Origin of the sequence: Sphingobacterium thalpophilum, assembly GCF_901482695.1 — a bacterium.
GTDB classification, from domain to species: domain Bacteria; phylum Bacteroidota; class Bacteroidia; order Sphingobacteriales; family Sphingobacteriaceae; genus Sphingobacterium; species Sphingobacterium thalpophilum.
The window spans coordinates 5,493,157-5,514,467 of the sequence record NZ_LR590484.1; the positions used below are offsets into that span (position 1 = coordinate 5,493,157).

Consider the following 21,311-nt stretch of genomic DNA (forward strand, 5'->3'; position numbering starts at 1 on the left):
AAATAGACATATGTTTGTATGTATATACATACAATTATAAACTGGTTATGTCGAAAAACTTACTCACCATTTTATGCATCGTCTCTCTTGGAGGGCTTCTTTTTGGCTTCGATATGGCCGTGATCGCCGGAGCCCTGCCTTTGGTTAAGCCATTTTTCGCATTATCTCCGGCACAGGAAGGTATCTTTGTGAGCTCTGCTCTGATAGGTTGTATTCTGGGCGTGCTCTTTACTGGTCCTTTTACAGACAAATACGGACGGAAGCAGCCCTTTATTATGGCATCGCTCCTCTTCTTGCTTTCCGCTATCGGTTGCGGATTCAGCCCAAATTATACGATACTTATTCTGTGCAGAGCCATTGGCGGTCTGGGCGTCGGAATTGCCTCTATCGTTGTACCGCTTTACCTAGCCGAGATTTCTCCCAGTAAATTCCGGGGCAGATCAGTCACCTGTTATCAACTGGCCATTACATTCGGGATTCTGCTTGCCTATATTAGCAATTATCTTATTCTTCAAAAGTATGGGCTGCCGCAACCAGAGCTCTGGCGTACCATGTTCTTAGTTGGAGCAGTACCAGCGATTCTGCTGTGTCTTGGCGTCTATTTTATTCCGGAAAGCCCGCGCTGGCTCGCTAAAAATGGACGGATAGCCGAAGCCGCTCTGATTAGCGCCAAGCTTGGACTATCCGATTTTCAGGAAGCGACTAGTCCTGCCAAAGGCAGCATCAAAGATCTTTTTTCACCTATATACCGTCGCGCTTTTCTGCTCGGGTTGTTTCTACCCCTATTTTCTCAGTTTAGCGGCATTAACGCCATCGTGTACTACGGGCCAAGCATCCTACTCGAATCGGGTATTTCGCTGGATAGCTCTTACCATGCACAGTTGTTTTTTGGCGCCGCAAACGTGCTCTTTACCTGTTTCGCGCTTTGGAAAGTCGACAACTGGGGCAGAAGATTATTGTATATAGTGGGAACATCAGGTGCGGCCTTGAGTTTGCTTTTGACAGGATACCTCTTCGGTCAGCAACAGCAGGCAAGCTCCATTGCCCTGGTTTCTTCTATCCTACTGTTCTTATTTTTCTTTGCCTTCTCCATCGGCCCACTAAAATTTGTCGTCGCAGCAGAAATATTTCCCAATGCTATCCGTGCACGGGCAATGGGAATCAGCATCATGGTCATGTGGGTTTCCGATGCAATCGTGGGGCAGCTGACCCCCATATTGCTGGCCACCTGGGGAGCCCAGTATACGTTCTGGCTTTTTGCTTCATGCTGTGCTATTGCCTTTGTCGTTGTACTGACTTATCTGCCCGAGACAAAAGGCAAACCTTTAGAGGAAATTGAAAAATATTGGATCGAAAAATCAGAAACAAACGCTAAAGCGTAAACCTATACAAGCAAGTAATCAATTTTTATACGCAACAAATAACATGTTATGTTTTCCAATATCAAAACGACATCTTTTCAATACGACATCCAGCCAACATTCCCTGTTCAGGGCAGATTATCGAACTCTTATGCTGAACTTGTTGATCACCTTCTTGAACATGATATACGTCACATTGACGGTTTTATCGGCGTAAACTGGACAATCCTCATACAACGCATCCAGCAGGAATTCGCAAACCGTGGACTACCTGTCCAATTTATAGCTATGGAAAGCGCCTTCCTGCCTGAATCCGTCATTCAACAAAAAGTGAGCCCTTATCTTGGTGGTAACGATCCTTTATTTGGCAAAAAAGCCACCTTAACACTTTCCGAATATTTCGATATAGCGAAGATGGAAGTTTTACAGAAAACCTTTAGGGAAGCGATGGAAGATGAATATATCTTTTTTTATGGTGTAGGCGCAGCCCTGCTCAATGGTGCTGACAAAGTGATGTATATCGATCTACCCAAAAATGTACTGATCCAACACATGCGATCAGGGCGCGCATGGAATCTGGCCTGCTCGCCGAATGCTAACCAAAAGGAAATTTATAAACGCTACTATTTTGTCGACTGGGAAATACTCAATCGCCATAAAAGGGCTATAATGCCACGCGTCGCCATCATGGCAGATCAACAGTCGCCGGATGATCTGCCTTGGATTACGGGCCCCGATTTAAGGGCAACGTTAAACCTGATGTCCGAAAACTACTTTCGCGTACGACCGACCTTTGAACCCGGCGTCTGGGGTGGGCAATGGATGAAACAACATCTGACCGGCATTGACCAGAGTGCAAAAAATTATGCCTGGTCTTTCGAAATGATTGTACCCGAAAACGGTATCTTGCTTGAAAATAACGGATTGGTACTGGAGATCTCCTTTGATCAATTGATGTTTCAGGAATACTTCAATGTATTGGGTAAAGCCCAAGCGCGCTTTGATGTTGAATTCCCGATCCGGTTCAATTTTTTAGATACATTTGACGGAGGCAATTTATCTATTCAGTGCCATCCAAGCCCTGATTATGCAAAAACTGAATTTGGGGAAAACTTCACTCAAGATGAATCTTATTATATCGTCGATACAAAAGACAATGCTCAGGTATATCTGGGATTTCAGGCAGACATAGATGCCGACGATTTTCGCGACGCTCTCGAGCAAAGCTTCCATTCAGGCAAACCCATAGCAATTGATAAATACGTTCAAAAGTTTAAAGCTCAAAAACACCAACTGTATTTGATTCCGCATGGCACTGTACACTCATCGGGTAAAGACAATCTGGTTCTGGAAATCAGTGCCACACCCTATAATTATACGTTCAAGATGTATGATTGGCTTCGCCCCGATTTGGACGGCAAGCCTCGGCCATTGAATATTGATCGCGCTTTTGCCAACCTCAACTTTAGCCGCAAAGGCCGGGTTGTCAGAGACAGTCTGCTTTCCCGGCCACAACCTTATGACCTGGATGAACAGTCAAAAAAAATCCATCTTCCGACACACGAGGATCATTTTTATGATGTACTCAGATATGAATTTACACAAGGCGTCCGCATCGAAACACAAGACCAATGCCATATTATGATGCTCGTTGAAGGTGAAGCTATAGAGCTGATCACCGCTGGTGGAATGAAAAAGATCTTTCACTATGCGGAGACATTTGCTGTGCCCGCAGCAGCCGGCTTCTATTCCCTGCGTAACCTGGGAAAAGGCACTGCCAAAGTAATACAGGCTTTTGTCAAAGACAGCAAATGTTAAATCCAATATATAGACCTAATTAAATAGCACTATGAGAAATTTATTTTTCGCCTTGGCCTCATCCTGTATATTTCTGTCCTGCAATAATGGTGGCAGTAAGACCGCAGGCAATACTGTTACAGAGAGCATTCGTCAAGACAACAGCTTTCAGCTCGTAAAAGATATGGCGAGCAATGTGATCAAGTCTGGATTCAATGCCGGAGACGGCTATGGCGAAGTTTGGATCAGAGACTACAACACGTTTATCAACCTCGCAGTACAGGTACATCCGCATGAACAGCTAAAAGAGCAATTGGCCATATTCTTCAAACTTCAGGGCGAAGATGGCAATATCGCCGACGGATTCGTCAAAAAATCGACTTTGAAAAACGGCACATCGGATTACTATACGATTACCAGTACCTTGGCTCCAGAATATGCCGGCCACAAAAACACCGTTGAAACCGATCAGGAGACTTCGCTGATTCAAGCAGTACACAAATATGTGACAGCGACCAAAGACAGTTCGTTTCTCACACACAAGATAGGCAGGACAACTGTTAAGGACCGAATGGAAAAAGCATTGCAATTTCTGATGGACAAACGCTATAATAGCACCTATGGGCTGCTGTGGGGCGCAACAACAGTCGATTGGGGGGATGTACAGCCCGAACACGACTGGGGCGTCCACCTCGACGAAAATTCACACATTGCTTTGGATATCTATGACAATGCCATGTTTCTGATAGCACTCGACAACTATATGGAACTTGTCCCTGAGAAAAAAGAAAAATGGGCCAGCATGAGGGAGACGATTGCCAGCAATACCATGAAACATCTTTGGGATGACAAAAACCAAAAGTTTATTCCGCACATTTATATCGCTGGCTCTCCATTCCCCAAAGACTTTGACGAAAATAAAATCTATTATCACGGCGGCACAGCTGTGGCCATTGAAGCCAACCTGTTGAGCAAAGCACAGATCAAAACGTCCTTGGACAAAATGATCAAAAATGTAAAGGATGCAGGCGCCGCTACAATTGGTTTGACGATATACCCCACCTATCCTGCCGGTTTCTTTAAAAACAAAGGCATGTATCCCTATGGCTATCAAAACGGGGGCGACTGGACCTGGTTTGGAGGGCGAATGATCCAACAACTGGTCAAAAATGGTTTTCAGCGAGAAGCGTATGAACAGATCAAACCAATGTTGGCACGCGTGATAAAAAACAAAGGTTTTTACGAATGGTATACCAAAGATAACCAGCCTGAAGGCTCAGGAACATTTCGGGGCGAGGCCGGCGTACTTTATGATGCCATCATCTTATTGGAAAATACCACCGAATAACAACCTACTGCCAGGTCCAATCAACAAGCCGTCTACTTTACTTTTGGCGGCGGCTTGTATATAGACGATAACCAACGCAAAACTTCCGTTGGCATCTCTCTTTGTCTCCAATATAGCTCCTCCGGATGCTACGTCCCCTTCCTCGATTATAAAATAATCCAAATATTACTTTGAAAAATATCCAGGGAACAATACCTTTGCGTTGTTTATAATTAATCTAATTAAGACTACTGTCAAATGAATAAATTTATCATCTACCTTTTCTTGTTCATTCCGGCCTCTCTCCTCGCCCAAGTGCAGCACTCAGCGGAAGTTTACGGTAAAATTTTCTCTTCAGACGGCAAACCCATTACAGGAATAACCGTTAAATTGCTCCCGCAGGATATCACAGTGATCACCAAATCCAATGGCTCATTTCAGTTCAAATCATTGCAGGCCGGTGCGGCGCGACTTGAAATATCAGCTGTCGGGTTACAGCCTGTGGTAAGGGATATCCAAATCGAAGCCAGCAAAAATAGAATTGCGGATATCTACCTCAATGAAGATCAGACTACATTAGAAGAAATCGTTATCAACGGCAACGGCGTCAACAAGTATACACGCAAACAGAGTCTTTATGTTTCAAAAATGCCGCTCAATAACCTCGAAAATTCACAATCTTACACGGTTATTACTAAAGAGCTGTTAAAAAGTCAGCTTAATACGAACTACGACGATGCGCTCGCTAATGTTTCAGGGGTTGACAAACTGTGGGCCTCAACTGGAAGGCCTGGAGATGGCGTCTCTTATTATACTTTACGAGGATTTAGTACGCAGGCTGCAATGGTCAATGGCGTTGTCGGCATCGCCAGCACAAGCCCCGATCCTGCCAACCTCGAAACCATTGAGGTAATCAAAGGCCCCTCGGGAACGCTATATGGTGGCGCTGCAGTAGGTTTTGGAGGCTTAATCAACAACATCACGAAAAAACCGCTTGACACCTTCGGAGGCCGGCTCAATTACTTGTTCGGCAGCTACGCGCAGCAGCGCTTTACCGCGGATATATACGGCCCGCTGACGACCGACAAAAAACTCTTGGGACGCATCAATACTGCATTCTCCAATGTAGGAAACTACCAGGATGCAGGATTCAACAGATCTATTTTCGTAGCACCATCCATCCTTTTCAGAGCCAACGAAAGGCTTGATATCCAATTAGATGCCGAACTGTTTCAGAATAAAGCCACCAATCCGTTAATGGTATTTTTAAACCGCTCGAGACAATTATTTGCCCGAACGCCTGATGAATTGTCGTTCGATTTCAACAAGTCTTATACCAATAATGACGTGACCTTCAAAAACCCGACTACAAACATTCGGGGCAATGCAACGTATCGATTCAACGAGCAGTGGACATCGACGACAACAGTTAACTACAATCGACGTAAGGCCGATGGTTATTTCCAATATGTCATGTACCTGCAGCCAAGCAATGATACTTTGATTAACCGATATGTGGCAGACCAGAATTATACAGCCAGTAATTTCAATGCGCAACAGAATTTTGTTGGTGATTTTCATATCGGAGATCTCCGAAACAGATTGCTCGTGGGTGTTGATTATCTTTTCCAGCAGGCAGAGAGTCACAACTCACCATACATTCTGTTTGATCAGCTCAACACATCCTTCGATGATCCGAGATATTCGAGATTCAATGCCGCAAACATCGACGCTGCCATCGCCGCTTCCACAGGTGCCAAAACAAACAACAGAAGCCGTAACCAAGTTGTAGGAGCTTATGTGTCCGATGTATTGGACCTGATGCCGCAATTGCATCTGAACCTGGCCTTGCGAATGGACTATTTCGACAATCGAGGAACTTATAATTTTGATCAGAACACCACAACTGGAGCTTATCATCAGACCGCATTTTCCCCCCGTGCAGGTGTAGTATACGAATTGCTCAAGGACAAAGTTTCTTTCTTTGCCAATTATCAGAATGGTTTCAAAAATGTAGCGCCTGTAGTTCAGCCACATCCGGACATTTCCGGAGATTTCAAGCCTCAACAGGCATCACAATGGGAAGCAGGGGTGAAATTAAGCCTCCTCAACGACAAGCTTGGCCTGACAGCGAGCTATTACGATATTACAGTTGATAATATGCTTCGTACGGAAACCCAGATCATTGATGGCGAATCTTACAATATCACTGTACAAGATGGGACCAGACTGAGCCGCGGAATAGATTTCGACCTGACCGCCGCTCCCATAGAAGGAATGAATCTGATTTTTAGTTATAGTTTCAACAACAGCAAGACCACAAAGGCTGCAGAAAGCGTCAATAACTTACGGCCTACGGAAGCGGGGCCGAAACACCTTTCAAACGTGTGGGCCAATTATACAGTTCAAAGAGGGGCGCTGAAAGGATTTGGAATAGGTGCTGGCCTAAACTACGCTAGTAAAAACCTGATTACAAACAGCGTACCTACGGGTGTATTTACGCTACCTGCTTACTTACTCGTAAATACAAGTCTCTCTTATCGTTATAAACAGGTAGAGTTCGCCATAAAAGGCAATAACCTGACGAACCAGACTTACTTTAAAGGCTGGACGACCGTCAACCCGCAGATGCCCAGAAATATTCTTGGCAGTATCGCCTATCAGTTCTAATAACACATGCAGAATTTATAGGGGCAGCTCAGACAAATGGAGCTGTCCCTATTTTCTTTTCATTTTGCACAGAGCTTCTGTTACAATCCCGTTTCTGAAATACATTCTGCAGCTGGAATTCGTTGATTCTCATCTATCAACAAGAAGATGGTATCAGCCCAGCATATTTACATTGTTATTGAGACCATTAAGGCAATTCAATCAGGAACTCATGTTTCGGCAATCTGAATTTTTTCAGTTTCAACAGCCAGTCTTCCTCGGCCTGACGATACCCCAAAGGTAAAAGAACAACACTTTTTAAGCCTATCGTGTCCAACCCCAAAAAATGGTCTAATTCAGCATTCGAAAACCCTTCCATGGGCGTAGCGTCTATTTTCAGTTCAGCTGCCTGAGCAATGGCCATTCCAAAGGAAATATAAGCTTGCTTAGCCGCATGTGCAGCCTGCTGCTCTTCCGTAAGCGCCGCAAACATCGCCTTTAGCCTATTCTTATAGTCATCGGTCGTGTCCAGCGGAAGTCCCCTGTAGGCATTCATCTGATCAAACGTCGTATCTATCCGCTCATCGGTATATTTATCCCATGCAGCAAATACCAAAAGATGCGAGCTTTCAGCAATATTCTGCTGCCCCCAGGCGATCGGTACAATCTGTTCCTTTAACTGCTGATCGGTGATCAGTATCACACGAAAAGGCTGTAATCCCGAAGAACTCGGAGCCATACGCGCTGCTTCAATAATCTTATCTACGTCCTTTTGGTCTACCTTTTTGGTCGGATCGTACTTTTTGGTCGCATAGCGCCATTCTAATGTTTCAAGTAGTGCCATATCTATAATTTACATGCGTTTGCTATATCCTCCGTGCTTAATGTCCGCCGCTAGGACATAGTAGTTTGTTCCCCTCTCTGCAGTGAGCTTAGGGCAGTTAAATATAACAAAATATCAATGTCTAAACATCAATATCGATCGTCTTTTCCATTTTTGTGCAGATTATCTATTTTTTTTAGATCTTTGTTTAATATTAATGAGTAAAAAACGATGTCCATTACCAACGAAAACGAACTGACTGGAATGCAAAAGGCAAGTCAAGCTGTTGCAACAACGTTAAAAGCTATGTGTGATTATGCTAAGGTGGGTATGTCAACCAAAGAACTGGATGAATATGGCGCCTCGATATTGGCGGAGTTTGGTGCAAGATCTGCTCCTGCCCTCACATACAATTTTCCGGGATGGACCTGTATCAGCGTGGACAACGAATTCTGTCATGGCATACCGAAGCAAGAACGCCTGTTGGCAGAAGGCGATCTCATTAATATCGATGTATCGGCCGAACTTAACGGATTTTGGGCTGATAATGGGGCTTCTTTTGTCTTAGGACGCGATATCCACCAGCACGAAAAATTAGTACATGCATCAAAAGAAATATTACAAAAAGCCATCAAAAACATTCGCGGTGGTGTCAAAATCGCAGATATTGGACAGCTGATGGAAAGCGAGGCCAAAAAAAGAGGGTATAAAGTCATAAAAAACCTTGGCGGCCACGGCATCGGAAGAAGCCTTCACGAAGATCCGGATGAGCTGCTCAATTATAAAAATAGATTTGACCAAAGGCGATTTCGAAAAAATACAATAGTAGCTATTGAAACTTTTATTTCAACTGCCTCCACTTATGCGACAGAACTAAATGATGGGTGGACGATGGTGGGTGACAAAGGTGGCTACATGGCACAGCATGAACATACGATCATGATTACCGATGGAGCCCCCCTTATCTTAACAGCGGAGAATGGCATCTTCGATTAAGAAGTAGCTTTTCATTCGCCAACCTTGTTTTCCATCAAATCGATAAGCTTTATTTTTAACTGCTTTTGTTCGACAAGCCGCAGCACCAGTTCATCAATCCTTTTGCTCGACTGTACCGCCATTGTGAATAATTTGTCATTCAGGTCGAATGAGATTGATATCACTCCCGGTACCAGTAAAAAAATATAGGTTTCAAGTTCCTTTCTTCGCGAAAGAACGGCTTTGCCTACCGCAAATAGTTGTACATAACGAATCATAACTGACAAAAAATATAGACTATAAACCTGATTGTTCACTTGCTCCATAGCATTTGACAACAACCTTGTACTGAAATTGCTTATAGCTGAGAAACAGTCCCTCCAACCCTTCCAGCCGTCGTAATATCTTCACCTTTCGTCTCCGGCTTTCAAGTATCTGAGCCAGATGGTCGGCAAAATCCAGATCTGCATCAATAAGGATAAATTGGTCCGCCCTGCCTTCGGACACCATCTCCTCGGTCTCTTTGCGATTGAAACTCGGGTTGATCATAATCATTGTATTTACTACTTTCATGTCGACCGTAATTTGGGACACTCTGGGTGGAGGCAGCGTGTCACATCTACGACAAACCATCCGCCCCAATGCCTGTTTTTGAAAAAATGCCCGTTCCACTGTGGGAACGGGGGTTATTCGCCCTTAAAAAATAAAACGATTAGAGCCATCCTCCACCAAGGGCACGATAGAGTGATGTTATAGCATGTATTTTCTGAGACTTTATCGCTGCTTGGTCGAGCTCCGCTTGTAGTTTGTTGGCCTGCGCCACAAGTACTTCCAGATAGCTTGCCTCATTGAATTTATAGAGCAGAAGCGCATGTTGGACTACTTTGATCGAACGTTCGACCTGTAGATCGGAAGTTTCCAGCTGCTCGTCCAGCTTATCCAGCTGAACCAGCGCATCTGAAACTTCACCAACTGCTTTTAACATTGTCTGCTTGAAATTTAGCTCTGCCTGATCTTTTATGATTCTAGACTGTTCAAGCTGCGTTTTTAACCGCCTTCCGTTCAAAATCGGTTGCACCAAAGTGCCTGTTGCTGCAGCAAATAAAGCTCCTGGGAAATTAAACCAGTTGCTCGCCTTGAATGCATTTAAGCCTCCTTGAGCCGTAATATTTAAACTGGGATACATGCTCGAACGGGCCACATGTATACTAGCCACGCTCCGCCGGATATCCAGCTCACAGCTGCGGAGATCGGGCCGGTAACTTAATAAGTTCGCTGGGATACCAGCAGATAGTCCGATCGGAAACTGCACCTTTTCCAACCTTGTAGTCCGCCGGATAGGCCCCGGCACTTCCCCAACCAAGATGCTAAGCGCATTTTCCTGTACCTGAATATTCGCTTCGATGACCGGTATCTGTTTGTTGATCTGATCACGCGCGACTTCCTGTTGCTGTGCCGACAGGATGTTCCCCAAGCCCAGTTCCACCTGCTTGTTCAAAATAAAAAATGTACTATCGGCCAGCCGTAGGTTGCTGCGCGTAATTTCCAATTGCCTATCTAATAACAGCAGGTTATAATAACCACGAACTACTTCCGCTACCAACCGTGTTTTTATTGCGCGGGCAGCCTCTTGTGTTTTAAGAAAGTCTGCAAGTGCCTCCTGTTTTTGCGCCCGCAGTTTACCCCAGATATCTGCCTCCCATGAAAGCTGGATGGAGGAGGTGTAATCCGTAGTATATTTCTGCCCCATAAACTGACTTGCCATCATTCCATTCATACTATTGTCTGATGGCCGATTGATGCTTGCATTAGCGAGGTTCGCATGAATGACCGGCACTTGAAGCCATTTCGCCTGCTGATAACCCTGCGCAGCAAACTCAATCTGCTTCAATGCAATCCTGAGATCATTATTCTTGGCCAGCGCGCTGTCCAGTAAGGCGACAAGCAACTCATCTTTAAAAAAATCACGATACGAGACCTTTGCAATACTACTGTCCACATCGGCCACGCCAACCTGATTGCGGTAGTGTTCCAGCGGTTTAAGCTCTGTTTCTGCATATTGTGGTACACGGCATGCCTGCAGGGAAAACAGGATGGCAAGTACACCTAGATAACACCTGCTATTTTTTCTTATTTGTCTCATTGTCCAATATTCTTTATAGTTCATACTCCCACTCGGTTTCATCGCATTTTTGTCCATTTAGCTTTTCATGAAAATATTGGAATACGACAAAGAGTACCGGTGTCAAAAATACCCCTAATATCGTTCCTACGAGCATGCCGAATATAGCCGCATAGCCAATGGAATGGTTGCCCATCGCCGAAGGACCGACGACAAAAACAAGTGGAACAATGCCGGTAATAAATGCCAGCGAAGTCATTAAAATAGGCCGCAACCTGGCCTTTGCTCCTTCTACGGCAGCGGCAATCAAGCTTTTGCCTGCTTTCCGCCGCTGGCTGGCAAATTCGACGATAAGGATACCATTTTTAGCCAATAGACCAATGAGCATGACCATCGCAATCTGTACATAGATATTATTGGCTATTCCGGCCATGCCGATCCCCATAAACACCCCCGAAAGACCCATCGGAATCGAAAGCAGAACAGCAAAAGGTAAAATGTAGCTTTCGTATTGAGCAGAAAGCAAAAAATACACAAAAACAATACAGAGCACAAAAATGAGAGTTGTCTGCGATGTTGCCATACTTTCTTCCCGGCTCATTCCTTTATAATCAAAGGTATAGCCAGGAGGAAGAACCTGTCCGGCAACCTCCTGAATCGCAGACATCGCCTGCCCTGTGCTGTACCCCGGAGCAGGCATAACAGTGAGATTGGAAGCGTTAAACAGATTAAAACGCTCAACCACCTCAGGTCCTGTAACCGGCTGTATGCTGACGAGGCTGCTGATCGGTATCATCTCCTGGCGACCATTCTTCACAAAGACGCCCTGCAGCGACTGTTCGTTGGTCCGGTTCTCAGGACTGGCTTGTACCAGAACCCTGTAATACTTGCCGAACCGGTTAAAGTCCGATGCCTGAATGCTGCCATAATAGCCCTGCATAACACCGAGAACCTCACTCACAGCTACGCCAAACTGCGCTGCTTTCGCCTCGTCTACTTTAACTTCATACTGCGGATAGGTGACATCGAATGTGGTGAAGGCCACTGCAATTTCTGGTCTCTGCATCAATGCTCCCATCATACCATAGGAAATGTTGCCCAATTTTTGCAGCTCAGCATTTGTTCTATCCTGCAACACCAGCTCCATACCACTCGAATTTCCAAATCCATCAACAGTTGGCGTGTTTAAAACCAAAAAATTAGCCCGTTTATCACTGGCAAGCATAGCTTGCAATTGCCCCATAATGATGGGAAGCTCACGGACCTCACCCCGGTCTTTTCCGGCTTTCAGACGGATAAAAAAGGTTCCTGCAGCAGAAGACATCGCACCCGTAAAAAGGCTTAAGCCATTTACCGCCATTACTTCGCGTACTGCTGGATGTGCCATCAGCTTGTTTTCTGTATCCGACATCAGTGAGGTGGTCCGGTCTTTAGAGGTACCGGCGGCGAGATTTGCCGTGATAATTATAAATGACTGATCCTCATCGGGGATAAATCCCTTGGGGGTATGCATACCATACCAGGCAAACAAACCACCAAAAAGGGCCAATAATGAAAATGCAATCCACTTGCGCTTGATCAACAACAATGTCGCCTTGCCGTACCGAAAGGTCAGCTTATCAAAAGCAGCATTGAAGCCAGCGAAAAAACGCTCTTTGAGATTCGATTTATAAGGGCTATGCTGGTGATCCTGATGTGGTTTTAACAATAATGCGCATAAAGCCGGACTTAAGGTAAGAGCATTCACGGCTGAGATCACAATGGCGATAGCTAGTGTCAGCGCAAATTGCTGATAGAATAGTCCAGTAGAACCCTCCATAAAAGCAACAGGAACAAAGACCGCCGACATGACCAGCGTAATTGAAACGATAGCTCCGGAAATTTCGCCCATCGCCGACATCGTCGCCGCTCTGGCATTTAACCTTCGGCGTTCCATCTTAGCATGTACGGCCTCCACCACAACTATAGCATCGTCCACGACGATACCGATCGCCAGTACGAGGGCAAAAAGTGTTAGGATATTAATCGAGAAACCAAATACCTTCATGAAGAAAAACGTTCCCACAATAGATACGGGTACGGCAATAGCGGGAATCAGTGTCGAACGGAAATCCTGCAAAAAGATAAATACCACGATAAACACCAAAATAAAAGCCTCGATCAGTGTCTTGATGACCTGATCAATGGACTGGTCCAGCGATTCCTTGGTAGCATAGGGAATTTTATATTCCATTGTGCCGGGAAAAGACCTGGCAAGTTCTTCCATCCGCTGCTGCAGCGCGATCTGTACCTCATTGGCATTGGAACCGCTCATTTGGAATATTGCCATGGTAACTGCTGGCTTCTTGTTGTAACTTGAGACTACGGTATAGCTGTATGCTGCAAATTCCACTTTGGCGACATCCTTCAGCCGAAGTAGCGAACCATCATTCTGCGCCTTGATGACAATATTTTCATATTGCTGTGGCTCTGTAAACTTTCCCTTGTAGCGCATCACGTATTCTTTTACTTCTGCGCTCTGTTCTCCGAACCGGCCCGGAGCGACTTCGAGGTTCTGGGACTGGATAGCACGTGATACATCGTGGGGTGTCAGGTTGTAAACCGTTAACTTATTCGGATCCAACCACACGCGCATTGCGTAATCTTTGTTACCATATACCATGGCATCTCCTACTCCTTTGATTCGTTTGAGCTCGGGAACCACGTTGATTTTACTGTAGTTCTCTAAAAATAGATCGTCTAGTTCACCGTTCTTACTGGTCAACGTGACCATTGCGATCATGCTGTTCTGTCGTTTCAGCGTTGTGATACCGCTCTGGATAACTTCAGCAGGAAGCTGATTGGTCACCTGGGCAACGCGGTTCTGAACATTGATCGCAGCCTGGTCAGGGTCGGTTCCCAGCTTAAAGATCACTGTAATATTTAAGGTTCCATCATTGCTCGCCGTTGATGAGATATAGTCCATATTTTCGACCCCATTTATCGCATTTTCCAATGGTGGCGCAACAGATCTTGCGATGGTCTCGGCATTAGCTCCGGGATAAATCGCGGTCACCATCACGGTTGGAGGCGCAATATCGGGAAATTTGGTGATGGGCAGGCTGACCATGCCCACCAATCCAAGAATGACCAGCAGAACAGAGATAACAGTGGCCAACACTGGTCGTTTTATGATCGTTTTTAACATGAAATCAATACTTATTTTTGGTTGTTAATTTGCTTCTGTGCGGTTACTTCCATCCCCGGTTGCAGGCGTTCAAAGCCTTGGGCGATATAACGGTCGCCCTGCTTTAGACCGTCCCGCACAATAAAATGATCCCCAGACTTTCCCGAAACAGAAACAGGTATCTGTACCACTTTATTATCCTTGTCCACGCAATAAGCAAACACCTTGTCCTGATGTGAAACAGTAGACGCAATGGGCAACAAAGGAATGTCTTTAAGCTGCTGATGCATGACAATTTTGCCTGTATTTCCACTGCGAAGCTCCGACTTGGGATTGTCAAATCGTGCGCGGAAGGTAATGGAACCTGTACTTTTATTGAACTGCCCCTCGACCGCGTCGATATATCCTTTAATAGGATATTCTTCGCCATCCGCAAGCAATAGGCTCACCGGTGCTGCATTCCTTAGCTTTTCCGCAACAGTGTTCCCGGCATGTTGCCGCTGAAACCGCACAAAATCAGCCTCGCTTAAACTAAAATAGGCGTATACCTGATGAATATCGGAGATAACGGTCATTGCTTCTTGATTGGCTGGAGACAGTAAACTTCCCAATCGGTATCTGAACCGACCAACATAGCCGTTAACGGGCGACTTGATTATCGAAAAATCCAGATTGATTTTGGCCGATGCAATTGCTGACCTAGCCTGCGCCACCGAAGCCTTGGCCGCCGCGTAGCGGGCTTGTGCTTCCTGTAACTGTATATCTGAAACAATTTTGTTGCTGACCAATGCTGTTTTCCTGTCCAATTCTATTTTCGCAGTCAATAAATTGGATTCGGCTGTTGCCAGCAGCGCTTTGGCATTGGTCAACTGTTCCTGAAAAATACGGTCTTCAATTTGGAATAACGCTTGTCCAGCCTGTACGTAATCCCCTTCGTCAACAAATATTCTTTGCAGATAACCTGTCACCTGTGGTCGTATTTCGATCGTAGAAACGCCTTCGATCGCACTGGCGTACTCATGCTGTACAGCCGCATTTCCTGTGGTCACGGTACCAAAAAGCACTTCCGCAGGTCCCTGCTGATAACCTTCTTGTTGCTTCCCCCGACAGCCGGAGAGCAGTGCCAAGGCGATAAACAGGTTTGTAGCTTTCTTTTTTATGGCATTTTGCTTCATATGGATTTTTGCTTATTGTTTTTATGTGTAGCAAAAGTCCAAAAAAACCGATGTGAGAACTCGGTACAAAGACGCTAAAAGTTGTCCAAAAGACGCTAAAAAGAAAATCGCGCAGCTCCAGCTGGAAAAACTCCAGCCGTATAAACGCTATTGGATTCTGCATAGTCCGCATGACCAAATCGTTTAGAAAAAATCGTCCATTTTATAGTCGCTTGGCTTCCGATTGGTGTGTTTTTTAAAAAACTTGCTGAAGACCGTCTGGTCCGAAAAATTCAGGGTACAAGCGACCTGACTCACATTGCTGGTCGAACGCTTCAGCAGGATTTTCGCTTCGATCAGTAAAATTTGGTTAATAATCTCCTTTGGAGTACGCGACATTGCTTTTTTTACCACTTTCGTTAAATATTTTCTACTAACGTACAAACGGTCCGCGTAAAACTGTACGTCATGATGTGCCGCAAAGTGCTCACGTACCAACGCGAAGAAAGCACTGGTAATCTCTTCCTCACGTGGAGAAAAGTTGGTCTGCAGGCGAAGCTGTTTGGAATAGTTTTCAATATCATACATGAGCAACGAAAAGAAATGCCATATCATCTCGCTGCCATAGTAGACAATATTTTTTAAATCATTGAGACTGCCTAGCTCCTTCATATAGAAAGCAAGACGATGATAAAGCGCCGGCTCGTCGCGGATGATATATGATGGATGGCTCGAAAAATTCTTTAAGATCTCATTTGAACGATAATTGAACCCAGCGTCAGACAACATATCGATGGAGAAAAAAATCTGCTTTTGTCTAACATCCGCAGAAAAGTAAATAACTTTAAAGATCTCCTGTGGGACACAGAAAAGAATATCCCCTTTCTGGAGCTGGTACTCATAGTCACCCACCCGATAGTAAGAAGTACCTTCTTCGATTAATATGATTCCAAAAAAGGATGCGCGGTAGTAACAACCACGTTGGATATGCATGGTCTCCCCATTTACGTCAAGGACCATATATTCTTTGCTACGAAGCGGAAATAATGAATCGCCTATCATATCCTCCATAGTGAGGGAAATGACATAATCCCTTTTCTTCATCAGTATACATTTAGCTTAATATGATTATGAAATCGTCAAAAATAAAGGATACCAACAGGTTAAAAATCATAGAATCGTCTTCCTTTACAATTTGACATTAAACAAACGGAAGCAAAAGCAACGGCAAATAAACTTTACAAATGACCACCAAAATATTAGGGGGCCTCTCTTCCGAGAAAACCCCCAAATAATATATCTTGTTGCGCCTGATCTTCAAGCAGCAAATTAGCCGCTGCGATGATACTACAAAGATACAACCGATACTCGAACAAAAAAGTTACCAAAATCATATGGACATAAAAATTGGAAAATTTACGGCACACACACATGTTTTACACCAAATAGATTAAAAAAGTCCCTTATAACAGCTAACTTAGTAGCCACAATCGCCTGTAAAGGTTATTACTGACTTAAATCATTTACGACATTGGAAGAACTTATTCATAGTAAAATATATGGAGCGGAAAATGGCGGCACCCCACTTCTCGTGCTGCATGGTCTCTTTGGCATGGCAGATAACTGGGGGTCTTTTGGCCGCAGTTTTGGCGAAAAAAGACAGGTACATCTATTGGATCTTCGCAACCATGGACGCAGCTTCCATAGCGATGATATGTCCATTGAGGTTATGGCAAAGGATCTCCTAAATTACATTCTGTCCATAGGTGCACAAAAAGTAGTCTTGCTGGGGCATTCACTGGGTGGTAAGATCGCCATGCAGTTTGCTTTTGACCATCCTGCCCAAGTAGAAAGATTAATTATTGCCGATATTGCGCCTAAAGCATATCCGCCGCATCACGGAGATATCTTCAACGCCTTATGCGCCGTGGATTTTAACAAGGTAAACAATAGAAAAGATGTCCAGGACAAACTGGAACAGTACCTTCAGGATCCGGGTGTCATTCAGTTCCTGCTCAAAAACGTCTACATAAAAGAAGACCGGACATTAGGCTGGCGGTTTAATTTGGATATTTTGCAAAAAAAATACGCCGATTTTATTACTGTCGGCATAAAGTCTGGTCTATTCCCCGGGCCTACTTTATTTCTCGCAGGAGAAAAGTCCCGCTATATTCTCCCCGAGGATAAAGACGACATCAAAAGACAGTTTCCAAATGTCAGATTCGAAACGGTACCGAATGCTGGTCATTGGGTGCAAGCAGAAAATCCACAGGCCTTCGATTCCTTTGTAGCAGATTTTCTGACGAATTAACCAAGCCTTCCAGCCCCAGATGAATAAACGAACATTATGGGGCTGGACGAGACAGTGTCTTATGTATTGGTTTTTCCCAAAGCAGCAGCATACGCTTTTAGTGCACGGTCCCGTGCAAATGCGTGGTCGACCATGGCCCCCGGGTATCGACCCGACACGAGCTCGGGAATCCAGCGGGAGATATACACCCTATTTTTATCATATTTTTCTGCCTGAAGTATTGGATTAAAAACCCTAAAATAGGGTGCCGCATCACATCCGCTTCCTGCCGCCCACTGCCAGTTCCCGTTATTGGCGGCCAAATCATAATCGTTCAATTTTTCGGCAAAATAGGCTTCGCCCCAGCGCCAGTCAATCAACAGATGTTTGCAGAGGAAGCTGGCCGCTATCATCCGAACGCGGTTATGCATAAACCCCGTCTTGTTCAACTGTCGCATCCCTGCATCAACCAAGGGGTATCCGGTCTGTCCTTCGCACCATCGGTCAAATTCCTCCTCATGGTTACGCCATTGAATATCATCATATTTCTTTCTGAACGACTCCTTGACGACATGTGGATAATGATACATTATTTGCATAAAAAATTCACGCCAGATAAGCTCTGAAAGCCAAACTTCATTTTTTTCCAACGCAAAGGCCACACATTGACGGATACTGATCGTACCGAAGCGGAGTGCCATGCCCAAATTTGTCGTTGCCGACAATGCCGGAAAGTCTCTATATCTGTCGTAGTTCGCTATAATTTCAGCATCTAAACGCGGAAGACGAAATAGCAAATCCGTCTTTTTAAATCCCAGCTGCTCTAGGGGTATCAAAGGGATATGCTCCTGCTGAAGAAAATGACCCACTAGGCCAGATGACGGCTGATAAGTATGCCGTTCTAATTCTTCCCGCCATTTTTTGGCATAAGGCGTATAGATCGTATAGGCTGTACCGTCATTTTTCACAAGCTCGTTTCTATCAAAGATGACCTGATCTTTTACGCCTCTAAACGGAACACCGGAAGCTTTCAAGAACTCGAAAATTTCCCGGTCTCTTTGAATAGCCTCGGGTTCATAGTCGCGGTTACAATAGACTTCCTGCAGATCATATTGCGTCGCTAAGGTGCCAAACACGGTTAGCGGATCACCCCTGAAGACATTTAACCTGGCACCGTATTTTTGTAACTTTCGGTTGATGCCCTCCAGTGCCTGATGGATATAATCTACGCGCCGGTCGGTCTTACTGGCAAGCCGCTCCAAAATATTGGTGTCAAAAATAAAAATAGGCAACACAGGCAGCCCCGTGGCCAAGGCTCGCGACAACCCCTTATTGTCTTCCATACGAAGATCCCTCCGGAACCAAAACACAACAACTCTCGTAGCTTTTTCCATCAATTATACGCTCGCTCTGTGGCCAGCTCTTTTTCTGTTACTTAGTTTTTCAAATCTGCCTGTCAATGACAAAACGGTAGTTCATATCACTCTTCAACAACCGCGCGTAGGCCTGGCTGATATCCTGTATCTGCTTTGGTCTGTTTTAGACCTGCTGTGGAAGCCACTGTCTCAAAGCGCTTATTGAAAATGTCCTCATATCAAAAAAAGATAGATGAATTGTGTTAAACTATTTTATTGTCAAAATGGCTATTGTCCATCCGATTACAAGTTAAAATAACCTTTAACGACATAAAAAGTTTGCTACAACCCTATAAAATTCAAATATTAGACGACTTTTCGGTTTCGTTGCCATCCAATGGCTACATTACGACAAATGGCAGCCCTACACGGGTAAGGTTAACAGCCGATAGCTTCATACGACTTCGACTTGAACCAATTGGAGTGCAAGGCCTCATTGCTGGTAGGTATTCAGGATTGAAAAACGCCAAACGGTTATGATCCTGACAAAAGGTAAAAACTCACGTGCATCCAGCAACAGGGTTATTTCAAAATTTTAATCACCATTTGTTCCAACTGATCTACCCCAATACCTCTGACATTTAACTCGTTAATGTTGCGAGCAAGTAATACCTCTTTGCCTGCATTTTCCAGTGCAAGCGCCAACTCATCCAATCTCTCCACTTGGTCATGAATTAGAATATATCGTTCAACGGTTATTTCAAGCAAGTCAGAAGATAATGAATCGATAACTTCATCCGTATCCATCAGCACGAACAAGTCACGTGATGCACCATTCTCTCCGTTCATATAGCCAATTTTAACATTTTTTCCCATGATATTTCTTTTGCTTTTATGAGACGCATCATTTTTTATCGAAAGAAATTGAATAATCTGAATAGCCGACTCATCATCTGGACAAATTTTGTATTTATGTCGAATATTCACGCAAAAAAAAACGCGATTTTCGTTTATATTGAAAAGAATTCCGTCTCCGAAACTCCGTTCATTCGGTCAGCACAAGCCTTTCACACAGATACTTGTTAACCAGGCGAGCCTTGTTTCGAAATCTGGAAACCGGTCAAAAAGGATAACTTCCTGTTCAAAACAACGAGACGTTGTGACAAGCATTTCCGAAAGAAACAAAACATCTTTTTTCTCTAAAGACTGAATCTCCTTTTTGCTTATCGCCACTTCGATCATTTCACGAATCAGAGCAATCTCTTCATCCAGCATATACCGTGTCTTAGAAAGCAGTAGTGCGGGATCAGATTTGAGGTCCTCAAACGCCAGATGGAAACGTTTAGTAATCAAATTGATCTGCCTCAGTTTCGCTCTTAGGAACCCCGTCAGGTTGTGCTCCAAAGAGGCGTTTCTATTATAACTCGCTTTCGCCACGGTAAATACCTCGCGGCATAAATACATCGCTATTGCATCGAAAACAGCCATCTTACTGTCAAAGTAATAGTACAATGTACTACGTCCCTTACCACATGCTTTTGAAATATCTTGCATCGAAACGCGCGTATAACCGTAAGTCTCGAAGACTTTCATCGATGAAAGAATAATTTCTTCCCGGATATTTTCTTGCTGCACTGTCATTACTCGACAAACATACAAAAAATGTCGAAAATTCATATATTTTTTCGACTTATTGCAAAAAAGATTAATTTCACACCATGATCGCAGATACTTTTCCTATTTTAACAACGAGCCGACTCTATTTACGTCAGATTCTGGATAGTGACGCTGAGTCGTTATTTGCTTATTTTTCAAAAGACGAGGTGACTGTATACTATGACTTACCTACGTTCGAGTCTATTGAAGAAGCGTATACACTGATCAGCAACTGGCAGCAAAATTTCGAAAAGGGGACAGCCATTCGATGGGCCATCTGCTTAAAGACCGATCCACAACAACTGGTCGGTACCTGCGGCTTTCATAACTTTTCCGCCGAGCATTTTCGTGCAGAAATCGGCTATGAACTTCACCCTGATTTTTGGCAGCAAGGAATCATGACCGAAGCAATTTGTGCGATCATTTCTTTTGGATTTGATAACTGTAGACTGAATCGCATCGAAGCCTTTATTGATCCTGATAATCTCGCCTCCCGTAGGCTGCTGGAAAAAATGAACCTGACCTCCGAAGGAGTTCTGCGTGATTATTTCTTTGAAAAAGGACGTTTCGTCGATGGCGAAATCTTTGCCTTACTAAAGAAGAATTATGTTGAGCCAGTTTCCTGACCTGTCACTA

General features: G+C 44.4%; 17 protein-coding genes. 7 read left to right on the forward strand and 10 right to left on the reverse strand.

The annotated features are described in order from the left end of the window. Positions 1–47: 47 nt before the first annotated feature. The 4 genes from FGL37_RS23280 (at position 48) to FGL37_RS23295 (ending at position 7,155) form a co-directional block, all read left to right on the forward strand. Positions 48–1,382 carry a sugar porter family MFS transporter gene (locus FGL37_RS23280; protein WP_028068338.1) on the forward strand — a complete coding sequence of 445 codons (1,335 nt, stop codon included), beginning with the start codon at positions 48–50 and terminating at the stop codon, positions 1,380–1,382. 48 nt (positions 1,383–1,430) lie between these two features. After that, positions 1,431–3,179: a class I mannose-6-phosphate isomerase gene (locus tag FGL37_RS23285; RefSeq protein ID WP_028068339.1), complete on the forward strand. Its 1,749-nt coding sequence runs from the start codon at positions 1,431–1,433 to the stop codon at positions 3,177–3,179. 31 nt (positions 3,180–3,210) lie between these two features. Beyond that, positions 3,211–4,506, forward strand: coding sequence for an amylo-alpha-1,6-glucosidase (locus FGL37_RS23290; RefSeq protein WP_028068340.1), 1,296 nt, complete (start codon positions 3,211–3,213; stop codon positions 4,504–4,506). A gap of 237 nt (positions 4,507–4,743) precedes the next feature. After that, positions 4,744–7,155 carry a TonB-dependent receptor gene (locus FGL37_RS23295; RefSeq protein WP_028068342.1) on the forward strand — a complete coding sequence of 804 codons (2,412 nt, stop codon included), beginning with the start codon at positions 4,744–4,746 and terminating at the stop codon, positions 7,153–7,155. A 187-nt stretch (positions 7,156–7,342) separates the two neighbouring features. Here the strand turns inward: FGL37_RS23295 and FGL37_RS23300 are convergent, their stop codons facing one another. Beyond that, entirely contained in the window at positions 7,343–7,978 is a 636-nt protein-coding gene (locus tag FGL37_RS23300) for an NAD(P)H-dependent oxidoreductase (protein WP_028068343.1), read from the reverse strand. 210 nt (positions 7,979–8,188) lie between these two features. Between FGL37_RS23300 and map the strand changes: the two genes are divergently transcribed. Continuing rightward, on the forward strand, positions 8,189–8,953 hold the full coding sequence (map, locus tag FGL37_RS23305) for a type I methionyl aminopeptidase (RefSeq protein WP_028068344.1): 765 nt from the start codon (positions 8,189–8,191) through the stop codon (positions 8,951–8,953). Positions 8,954–8,964: 11 nt separating this feature from the next. On the opposite strand, the gene FGL37_RS23310 is transcribed toward map, so the two are convergent. From FGL37_RS23310 to FGL37_RS23335, 6 genes are all read right to left on the reverse strand, one after another. Beyond that, positions 8,965–9,210 carry a hypothetical protein gene (locus FGL37_RS23310; RefSeq protein ID WP_028068345.1) on the reverse strand — a complete coding sequence of 82 codons (246 nt, stop codon included), beginning with the start codon at positions 9,208–9,210 and terminating at the stop codon, positions 8,965–8,967. A gap of 19 nt (positions 9,211–9,229) precedes the next feature. Further along, a complete protein-coding gene (locus FGL37_RS23315; protein ID WP_028068346.1) occupies positions 9,230–9,505 on the reverse strand; it encodes a hypothetical protein in 276 nt (91 codons plus the stop codon). A gap of 139 nt (positions 9,506–9,644) precedes the next feature. Next, positions 9,645–11,075, reverse strand: a complete 1,431-nt coding sequence (locus FGL37_RS23320) for a TolC family protein (RefSeq protein WP_037532263.1) — start codon at positions 11,073–11,075, stop codon at positions 9,645–9,647. Positions 11,076–11,088: 13 nt separating this feature from the next. Beyond that, entirely contained in the window at positions 11,089–14,241 is a 3,153-nt protein-coding gene (locus FGL37_RS23325) for an efflux RND transporter permease subunit (protein ID WP_028068348.1), read from the reverse strand. Between the two features lie 11 nt (positions 14,242–14,252). Next, positions 14,253–15,395 (reverse strand): efflux RND transporter periplasmic adaptor subunit, encoded by a 1,143-nt coding sequence (locus tag FGL37_RS23330; protein WP_028068349.1) that lies wholly within the window; start codon positions 15,393–15,395, stop codon positions 14,253–14,255. Positions 15,396–15,578: 183 nt separating this feature from the next. Further along, positions 15,579–16,478 carry an AraC family transcriptional regulator gene (locus FGL37_RS23335; protein WP_037532094.1) on the reverse strand — a complete coding sequence of 300 codons (900 nt, stop codon included), beginning with the start codon at positions 16,476–16,478 and terminating at the stop codon, positions 15,579–15,581. A gap of 427 nt (positions 16,479–16,905) precedes the next feature. Here FGL37_RS23335 and FGL37_RS23340 point away from each other — a divergent pair, with 427 nt between their 5' ends. Next, positions 16,906–17,685 (forward strand): alpha/beta fold hydrolase, encoded by a 780-nt coding sequence (locus FGL37_RS23340; protein ID WP_028068351.1) that lies wholly within the window; start codon positions 16,906–16,908, stop codon positions 17,683–17,685. 59 nt (positions 17,686–17,744) lie between these two features. Here the strand turns inward: FGL37_RS23340 and FGL37_RS23345 are convergent, their stop codons facing one another. From FGL37_RS23345 to FGL37_RS23355, 3 genes are all read right to left on the reverse strand, one after another. Then, on the reverse strand, positions 17,745–19,058 hold the full coding sequence (locus tag FGL37_RS23345; RefSeq protein WP_028068352.1) for a cryptochrome/photolyase family protein: 1,314 nt from the start codon (positions 19,056–19,058) through the stop codon (positions 17,745–17,747). Between the two features lie 543 nt (positions 19,059–19,601). Beyond that, positions 19,602–19,895, reverse strand: coding sequence for a hypothetical protein (locus FGL37_RS23350; protein WP_138097052.1), 294 nt, complete (start codon positions 19,893–19,895; stop codon positions 19,602–19,604). 177 nt (positions 19,896–20,072) lie between these two features. After that, positions 20,073–20,660, reverse strand: a complete 588-nt coding sequence (locus FGL37_RS23355; RefSeq protein WP_028068354.1) for a TetR/AcrR family transcriptional regulator — start codon at positions 20,658–20,660, stop codon at positions 20,073–20,075. Between the two features lie 77 nt (positions 20,661–20,737). On the opposite strand from FGL37_RS23355, the gene FGL37_RS23360 reads away from it, so the two are divergent. Beyond that, positions 20,738–21,301, forward strand: a complete 564-nt coding sequence (locus FGL37_RS23360) for a GNAT family N-acetyltransferase (protein WP_028068355.1) — start codon at positions 20,738–20,740, stop codon at positions 21,299–21,301. Positions 21,302–21,311 lie beyond the last annotated feature (10 nt).

Excerpts from the sequence above, each read along its gene's own strand:
- FGL37_RS23280 (WP_028068338.1), top strand. The coding sequence starts at position 48 with ATGTCGAAAAACTTACTCACCATTTTATGCATCGTCTCTCTTGGAGGG.
- FGL37_RS23285 (WP_028068339.1), top strand. The coding sequence starts at position 1,431 with ATGTTTTCCAATATCAAAACGACATCTTTTCAATACGACATCCAGCCA.
- FGL37_RS23290 (WP_028068340.1), top strand. The coding sequence starts at position 3,211 with ATGAGAAATTTATTTTTCGCCTTGGCCTCATCCTGTATATTTCTGTCC.
- FGL37_RS23295 (WP_028068342.1), top strand. The coding sequence starts at position 4,744 with ATGAATAAATTTATCATCTACCTTTTCTTGTTCATTCCGGCCTCTCTC.
- FGL37_RS23300 (WP_028068343.1), bottom strand. The coding sequence starts at position 7,978 with ATGGCACTACTTGAAACATTAGAATGGCGCTATGCGACCAAAAAGTAC.
- map (WP_028068344.1), top strand. The coding sequence starts at position 8,189 with ATGTCCATTACCAACGAAAACGAACTGACTGGAATGCAAAAGGCAAGT.
- FGL37_RS23310 (WP_028068345.1), bottom strand. The coding sequence starts at position 9,210 with ATGATTCGTTATGTACAACTATTTGCGGTAGGCAAAGCCGTTCTTTCG.
- FGL37_RS23315 (WP_028068346.1), bottom strand. The coding sequence starts at position 9,505 with ATGAAAGTAGTAAATACAATGATTATGATCAACCCGAGTTTCAATCGC.
- FGL37_RS23320 (WP_037532263.1), bottom strand. The coding sequence starts at position 11,075 with ATGAGACAAATAAGAAAAAATAGCAGGTGTTATCTAGGTGTACTTGCC.
- FGL37_RS23325 (WP_028068348.1), bottom strand. The coding sequence starts at position 14,241 with ATGTTAAAAACGATCATAAAACGACCAGTGTTGGCCACTGTTATCTCT.
- FGL37_RS23330 (WP_028068349.1), bottom strand. The coding sequence starts at position 15,395 with ATGAAGCAAAATGCCATAAAAAAGAAAGCTACAAACCTGTTTATCGCC.
- FGL37_RS23335 (WP_037532094.1), bottom strand. The coding sequence starts at position 16,478 with ATGAAGAAAAGGGATTATGTCATTTCCCTCACTATGGAGGATATGATA.
- FGL37_RS23345 (WP_028068352.1), bottom strand. The coding sequence starts at position 19,058 with ATGGAAAAAGCTACGAGAGTTGTTGTGTTTTGGTTCCGGAGGGATCTT.
- FGL37_RS23350 (WP_138097052.1), bottom strand. The coding sequence starts at position 19,895 with ATGGGAAAAAATGTTAAAATTGGCTATATGAACGGAGAGAATGGTGCA.
- FGL37_RS23355 (WP_028068354.1), bottom strand. The coding sequence starts at position 20,660 with ATGACAGTGCAGCAAGAAAATATCCGGGAAGAAATTATTCTTTCATCG.
- FGL37_RS23360 (WP_028068355.1), top strand. The coding sequence starts at position 20,738 with ATGATCGCAGATACTTTTCCTATTTTAACAACGAGCCGACTCTATTTA.